Below are 7,574 nucleotides of genomic sequence, written 5' to 3'. Positions count from 1 at the left end.
TTATCACTTGATCCTATTATCTTTAGATTACCTCCACTTATTAATGGTAAAAACAAACTGGTGATTGTTAAATCAAACGATAATGAAGTAAATAATCCAAAATTCGTATTCCTTAAATTTCCTCCTAAATAATGCTCTTTTGACCATGTGAGATAATTCGTTAAAGAACTATGCTCAATCATCACTCCTTTAGGATTACCTGTAGATCCCGAGGTATATATTATATAGGCTAAATCTCTAGCCTTATTAATATCGGTAATATTTGATTTAGAATAGTTTTCCTGAACTTTATAGAATTCTTCCAGAAAATTCAAATCGACTACAACCTTACAATTACTGTTATTCTGTATATAATCAATACGTTGTTTAGGGTAATTGATATCGATTGGAATATAAGCAGCTCCTGATTTTAATATCCCTAAAATAGCTATAATCATTTGTTCACTTCGATCCATCTTAATTCCTATCAAATTATTAGGTTGGATGGAATAATTTTCTCTTAAATATAATGCCAATTGATTGGATTGCTCGTTAAGTTCTTTATAAGTCAATTCGACTTCTTCAAAAATAACAGCAATACTATTAGGTGTTTTTTCAACTTGATTTTCAAATAAATCGATTATGGTTTTATCTTTTGAATAATCAACTTTTGTATCGTTAAAATCGACTAGTACTTGTTGTTTATCTGCTTGAGTTAAATAATTAATGTTTTCTATTCCACTTTCAGGTTGCTCTATTGAATAATTTAAGAGGTTCTCAAAATGAAAAAACATTCTTTGAATCAAATATTTATCATAAATATCTGTATTGTAATCAATTCCTAAGACTAATCCTTCTGCTTCTATAAAGGTAAAGCTAACATCAAATTTTGATGTTTTACTTTCAAACTCATACCTACTTATTTCAATATTTGAGAGTTCCTCGTTATTCAGATTGTTTAATTGACTTTGATTTTGCAAAACCACTAAAACATCAAATAAAGCAGAACGACTCGTGTCTCTTTTTAGATTCAATTTATTTACTAAAGCATCAAAAGGATAATTTTGATGATCATAAGCCGCTAACAAAGTCTCTTTTTGTATTGTTAATAATTCTAAAAAGGAGTTTTTCTCTTTGAATTGTGTTCGAATTGCTAGTGTATTTAAAAACAATCCCATTTGATTTTCTAAATCAGGATGTTCTCTACCTGCAATGGGTGTTCCTACTATAATATCATCTTGACTTGTATAACGATATAATAAGCTTTTTATACCTGACATTAAAGTCATAAATAGCGTAACATCTTGCTCTTTTGAAAAGATTTTTAACTTCTCTAAAAATTCTTTTGAAAATTTATGACTAATAGTCTCCCCATTATAAGTCTTAACTAATGGTCGTTTTTTTAAACTTGGCAAATCTAAAACAGGTATACCTTCTTCAAATTTTTGTAACCAATATTGTTCCGAAGCTACATATTGTTCTTGATGTAATTCTCCATTGAGCCAAACCGCATAATCTTTGTATTGAATACTTAGTTCTGGCAGATTGATTGTCCTTCCTGCAACTAAATCATTGTATGTTTTTACAACCTCTGATATAAATAGTTCAATTGACCAACCATCGCCAATAATATGGTGAAGGGATAAGAAAAAAATAGACTCTTCATCCTTTAATATTATTAATGAAGCTCTAACAAGTAGACCTTTTTCTAAATCAAAAGGCTTACTATTTATTTCTTGTAAATAATGAGCAACTTCATCTTCTTGATTTTCTATTTTGCTAAAGTTCTGCACTACTATTTTAAAATCAGCTTGTTCAAAAGGTAAAATATATTGTTGTACTTCTCCTTCTTCATCGGATTTAAAATAGGTTCTTAAAATTTCGTGACGATGAATCAATAATTGAAATGATTCTTCAAATTTATCAAAATCAACAGCTCCTATAAGCTTAACAGTGGCGGGCATATTATAAGCCAAAGAACCTCCTTCAAATTGACTCAATATCCATAATCTATATTGTGAAGCCGTTAATGGATAAGCGAGTGCCTCAGATGCTTTGGGTATGGGTAAATATTCGCTTTCTTTTAATTGTTTGCTTAACTCTCTTATGGTTGGATTGGCAAAAAAAAATTTGAAAGATATCGTTTTTCCTAATTGCTTATAAATTCTATTAATGACTTGAGAAATTATCAAACTATGACCACCCAATTCAAAGAAATTATCGGTTACCCCTACTTTTTCTACTCCTAAAACTTCTTGCCAAATAACACCCAAAATTTTTTCTATCTCATTACTCGGGGCTAAATAATTTTTTCTTATTACATCATCGCCCGAGATACTTGGTAAAGCCTTTCTATCTATTTTTCCATTAGGAGTTAATGGTAACTTATCTAATGCTATATAGAAACTTGGAATCATGTAATTTGGCAATCTATTTTGCAGAAAACTTCGCAATTTAGACTTGTCCAGTCCTGTCGTAGCCACGAAATAGGTAACCAATGCTTTTTCTTCGTTTTCTCCTTTAACATCAACAAATACTTGTTTTACATTTTCTGAATACTGTAACATTGCATTCTCAATCTCACCTAGTTCAATTCTATATCCGCGCAACTTTACTTGACTGTCTTTTCTTCCTAAAAATTCAATGTTTCCATCAGATAACCAACAACCTAAATCACCAGTATCATACATTCGTTCCCCTTCAATAAAAGGATTTGAAATGAATTTTTCTGCTGTAAGGTCTGGTTTGTTTAAATAACCTCTTGCCACTCCTGCTCCTGATACATATATTTTCCCACTAACTCCTATAGGTAGTGGTTGTAATAAGTCATCTAATATGTAAACTTGGGTATTGCTAATAGGCTTGCCTATTGGAATTATAGATTTATTAATATCATTCTCAGTAACTTTATAAATTGAAACGCAAACTGCGCATTCCGTAGGTCCATAAGCATTATAATAATCAATTCCTGATTTTATAATTTCTAGTGCTTTGCTAGAATTGGCAGATTCTCCTGCTGTTATAATGCACCTTAGTCCCGAAATATCATGCGAATTTAATAATCCTAAATAACTAGGAGGAAAAGTCACTACAGTTGATTGCGTTGATTTTAAGAACTTTACAAATTCATCTTTGTCATTGATGGTTTCTTCTGTTGGAATACATAGTATGGCTCCACTATACAAACACATCATAATTTCTGATATGGATGCGTCAAAAGAAACGGAAGCAAACCAAACCACTTTATCAGTATCAGTAATATTAAATGATTTAATCTGATCAAGAGACATGTTAATATTACTGCCATGTTCTACCATCACCCCTTTGGGTTGCCCTGTTGAACCTGAAGTGTAAATGACATAAGCTAAATCTTTCGATAAGATTTCTTTATCAATATTTTGACTACTATAATTTTCTAAATTAGCTAGATTAACATTTATTATATCACAAATAGTTGTTTTTAACTCAAGGCCATTGCCAATTAGCAATTTTAAACCACTATCTTTTATCAAATAATCTATTCTTTCTTGAGGATAATTAGTATCTATTGGTAAATAAATCGCACCTAATTTTAATATGGCTAAAAATGAAATAATTCCAATATCTGATTTGGGTAAAAACACACCGACTATATCTCCTTTACTGATAACATATTTAGAGGAAATACTATTGGCTAATTGGTTCGCCTTTTCGTTTAATTCTTTATAAGTTAATGTGGATTCTTGAAATAAAACGGCTATGTTATTTGGTGTTTTTACAACTTGTTCTTCAAATAAGTCAACTATAGTTTTATTTTTAGGATAATCGACATTAGTATTATTGAAATCAACTAATAAATGTTGTTTATCTTTATCAGTCAATAATGAGTATTCAGATAAATTATCTTTAATATTCTCTTCTAAATTAATGAGAAAGTTTTTAAAATGTTGAACTAAATATTCAACTATTGATTTATTGATGAATCCTTCTAAATAAGAGGCTTGAATTTCTAAATCTTGATTATCATTGATTTTTATATCAAATAAAAGACCATTACAATTTAACTTATCATTGGAATTGATATTAATTCTATAATTTGACAAAAGACTTATATCACTAAAACCCTTTTTTTTTGCTACTATTTCTTTATTGAAATTAGCATGCTTTAATGTCTCTAAAATTTCGATTTTTACTTTTTGAAGATATTCTTTAAATGAAACATTTAAATCTATTAAAAATGATAAAACTAAAGTATTCGATTGATTTTCATAATTTGATACAATAAATCCATCGAATTCATTTACAAATCTCTTCAATAAGAAATTATATATGGCACTGATAACCGTATATTGAGCTATCGAATTATTATTGGTAAGTTTATTAAAATAATTTAAGTCATTAGACTTAATAATAATACGAGGAATATTATTATGTCTATTATTCATTCCAATATTTATTTCTCTATTTAATAATTTATTTTTCCAATATTTAGAAATTAAATTTGAATTGTTTCGCTTCATTTTTGTAATTAAAAAACTATTAAAACAAATATAGAGTAATAAACAATACCATTCTTAAACAAAATTACGTTTAATTATTTAGTGATACTTCTAAATAATCAAACCCACTCATTGTTAATTACATGTGATTTTAAAATAAATATATTTAACTTTTTATTAACTATTTGTTGCCATTCAGAACAAATGCTCTGCTTCTCCTATGACTCTTTTGTTAAAAAGCGTTCTGTATAGGAGTTATTAACCTGAGTTCGATTGGATCAGTAACAAAATCTGGGGAAGAATAATTATAAAATCGGATATTTATAAAAAATAGAATAGAATTGGAATCATATATAGAATTATTAAAATTAATATTACCTGAGTTTTTGATTGAGAGTTTTGAATTGAATTCCTTCAAAATTCAGAAGAAAATCTGCATCTGTATTTTGAGGAGAAATCCAAACCTTCCAAAGAATTTGCTTCGATAGAATTGGTTTCAAAAGGCTTTTTGGATGAAATTACCATTCAAGATTTTCCTCTTCGAGGTAAATATGTGTACCTGCATATTAAACACCGCCGTTGGACAAACAAAACCACTCAAGAAATTATCAAAAGAGATTGGTAGTTAGTTACCAAAGGACCCCGCATGACTCAAGAGTTTGCAGCTTTTTTAAAAAAAATTAATAGACAATAGCGCTACTGACTGTCATATCATTGGAGGGTTTTTCGGAGTCAACGCTAAAAAGCTCCAACGACAATATAAAAAACACCTTAGTTCTTTATTTTATTACTAAATATACTATTCTGCGGTGATTAAACACATTAATAACCGCATTATTTGCGGAGAATAAATTTAAATGCGGAGAATAATCCGTATATTTACCGCAAATTACGCGGATAATAATGAAATACATCTATCAAAATGAAAATTGGCCAAGATTCACTTGGGATACAAACGCTTTGCAATTCTTACTTGGAGAAGTAAGAAACAAGCAAGGCAAACTCATGGGAAAAATGGAAGCTATGGGATTTGCGTTGCAGGAACAAGCTTTATTAGATACCTTAACAGTTGATGTTTTAAAAACCTCTGAAATAGAAGGCGAACTATTGAATACGGATCAAGTACGTTCTTCCATTGCTAGACATTTGGGAATGTATATCGCAGGATCAGTTCCTTCTGATAGAAATGTTGACGGAGTAGTAGAAATGATGCTTGATGCTACACAAAATTTCAATTCCATTTTATCAAAAGATCGATTATTTGGATGGCACAACTGTTTATTCCCAACAGGAAGAAGCGAAATGTATAAAATAAATATTGGCCAATGGAGAACTGATGATAATGGTCCTATGCAAGTAGTTTCTGGTGGATTTGGAAGAGAGAAAATACATTTCCAAGCTCCAGATGCGATTTTTTTAGAGAAAGAAATGAATCAATTTTTAGATTGGTTTTCTAATGAAAAAACTTTAGATCCCGTATTGAAAGCAGGAATTGCCCATTTATGGTTCATCACCCTCCACCCTTTTGATGATGGGAATGGTCGTATTGCAAGAGCTATTACTGATATGCAATTGTGTAAAGCCGATAGAAGTTCAAAACGTTTTTACAGTATGTCAGCACAAATTCTTTTGCAACGTAACGAGTACTATACTATTCTGGAACAAACTCAAAAAGGAAATTTAGACATTACAAAGTGGTTACATTGGTTTTTTGAAAACCTATTAGCGGCCTTGAATGCAACAAATGGTACCTTAGAACAAGTACTATCAAAAGCTGGTTTTTGGGAAAAACAAAACAACGCATCATTGAACGAAAGACAAAAATTACTTCTTAATAAGATGCTAGATGGCTTTGAAAGGAAACTGACCACAACAAAATGGGCAAAGATTACAAAATGTTCTCCTGATACAGCTTTAAGAGATATTCAAGATCTAATTTCAAAAGGAATCTTAATGAAAGATGATAAAGAAGGAAGAAGTACTTCTTACACTATTATCATGTAAAAAAACTTGAATCCAATAAATGGGTAATATCCTTTTATTTTTTGTTCTATTTAATTAATGGGTATTCCGGAGCAAAGTGAATTAATAATATTTGTACTCCAGCTGTACTAAAAAAAGTATGAATACCCATAGAACGGGAATATTATTTTCTTAATCGGCAGATGATTGAGGTATATTTTTGATACCCCCATTTAAATTATAATAAGAACAGAAAAAAATTAATATTTATCTTTATTATAAATTCTGCTTTTGTTTTAAAATTTATATTGAATTTGACATTGTTAAATTCTTTAATCATCTAAAAAATGGTTTGGAAAATGTTTTGAGATAGTAACATTACAAAGCAATTTAATTTTATAGTTTTTCTTATTATTTTATTACTCTAGTCCTTAAAGTGTTCGACTGTGAATTAGAGTTCGACTGTCGAACTCTAACGTCTCCTTTATGTACACCTTTTTACCTTTAAAAAACTTAGAATTATTAAAAAACGTTAAAAGTACTTAGTCAAACTTTTTAATCTTAAAAAATTATCATCAAAAAACAATGATTTAAAATATTAAAAATCAACACATTCCATCATAATTTTAAGCTATCAAAAAAAGTTAAGATCGGTATAAGATGTTCGATTGTAATCCCGGCGACTCCACAAAAGGGAAGGTGTCGAACACCTTCCTTTTTCATTTATTAAACTACTTAAAATCAATTACTTACAAAGATAATAATTCTAAAATTGAGACAATTTCCTTAATTATACTAAAAAATAAAAAGGAATCCGTTGGGAATCGAACACCTTAAAACACTAACAATCAATGTTTAAAACATAAAAAAAACAAGTGTTCGATCGAAATTTCTCACTCCCGTCCACTATCCTTATTTTTTTCATAGAATTCTTCAAGTGTCTTTCCAACAATAACTCGGACAAACCAATCAACTATAGCAGCACGTTCTTCCTCTGCTTTACTCTTTTTTTTAATTCCATCACTTTTTTGAGACTTATTAGATTTTGGTTTCATGGCAAGACTATTAAATCAAATTACAAAAACTTTTATCAAAGCTTATAATTCAATTTAAATTGATCATTAAAGAATAATGATTTTTAGATTAATACTTATT

At 29.3% G+C, this 7,574-nt stretch carries 4 protein-coding genes; 2 read left to right on the top strand and 2 right to left on the bottom strand.

The features are described 5' to 3' along the window. Positions 1-4,478: amino acid adenylation domain-containing protein (locus ACNQGX_RS15045; protein WP_417977597.1), on the bottom strand; the 4,478-nt coding region annotated here is incomplete at its 3' end. Between the two features lie 382 nt (positions 4,479-4,860). On the opposite strand from ACNQGX_RS15045, the gene ACNQGX_RS18350 reads away from it, so the two are divergent. Both ACNQGX_RS18350 and ACNQGX_RS15040 read left to right on the top strand, forming a co-directional pair. Beyond that, positions 4,861-5,082: an ISAon1 family transposase N-terminal region protein gene (locus tag ACNQGX_RS18350; RefSeq protein WP_470303518.1), complete on the top strand. Its 222-nt coding sequence runs from the start codon at positions 4,861-4,863 to the stop codon at positions 5,080-5,082. A gap of 278 nt (positions 5,083-5,360) precedes the next feature. After that, the gene (locus tag ACNQGX_RS15040; RefSeq protein ID WP_417977595.1) at positions 5,361-6,461 is read left to right on the top strand and encodes a Fic family protein; all 1,101 of its coding nucleotides are present in this window, start codon (positions 5,361-5,363) and stop codon (positions 6,459-6,461) included. Between the two features lie 851 nt (positions 6,462-7,312). Here the strand turns inward: ACNQGX_RS15040 and ACNQGX_RS15035 are convergent. Beyond that, a complete protein-coding gene (locus tag ACNQGX_RS15035; RefSeq protein WP_417977593.1) occupies positions 7,313-7,474 on the bottom strand; it encodes a hypothetical protein in 162 nt (53 codons plus the stop codon). Positions 7,475-7,574: the final 100 nt, after the last annotated feature.

The organism is Flavobacterium glycogeni (genome assembly GCF_048286775.1).
In the GTDB taxonomy this organism is placed as follows: Bacteria; Bacteroidota; Bacteroidia; order Flavobacteriales; family Flavobacteriaceae; genus Flavobacterium.
This window is presented reverse-complemented; position numbering and strand designations above follow the sequence as displayed.

What these genes read in the sequence shown, in the direction of transcription:
- ACNQGX_RS15035 (WP_417977593.1), bottom strand. Translation starts at nt 7,474, where the DNA reads ATGAAACCAAAATCTAATAAGTCTCAAAAAAGTGATGGAATTAAAAAA.
- ACNQGX_RS15040 (WP_417977595.1), top strand. Translation starts at nt 5,361, where the DNA reads ATGAAATACATCTATCAAAATGAAAATTGGCCAAGATTCACTTGGGAT.